The following is a 366-nucleotide window of genomic DNA, read 5'->3' as shown; positions in this document are numbered from 1 at the left end:
ATGACTTGCTCTCTCCGGTGAATTTCCAGCGGATCTTGCTGGAGCAGTCTGTGACGGTATTGTGGATGACCGCCGGTCTGTTCCATCAATACGCTTCAGGCTTGGGCGAAGCTTTTTCGGGCCTGCGCTACCTGATTGTTGGCGGCGACGTACTGGACCCGGCAGTGATCGCACGGGTGCTGGCGAACGGTGCTCCCGAGCACCTGCTCAATGGCTATGGCCCGACCGAGGCCACCACCTTCTCCACGACCTACGAGATTACCTCGGTCGGCAACGGTGCAATTCCCATCGGCCGGCCAGTCGGTAACACCCGTCTCTACGTGCTCGATGCCCAGGGCGAACCTGTGCCGCTGGGGGTGGAAGGAG

Annotated in this window: 1 protein-coding gene; it reads left to right on the top strand. The window is 61.2% G+C overall.

Annotated elements, in window-relative coordinates; translation table 11 throughout:
- Positions 1–366, top strand: a 366-nt coding sequence (locus HX866_RS34030; RefSeq protein WP_177141297.1) for an AMP-binding protein, incomplete at both ends; no start/stop codon positions are given.

The sequence above is a fragment of the Pseudomonas gingeri genome, assembly GCF_013386165.1.
Taxonomy (GTDB): Bacteria; Pseudomonadota; Gammaproteobacteria; order Pseudomonadales; family Pseudomonadaceae; genus Aquipseudomonas; species Aquipseudomonas gingeri_C.
This window is presented reverse-complemented; position numbering and strand designations above follow the sequence as displayed.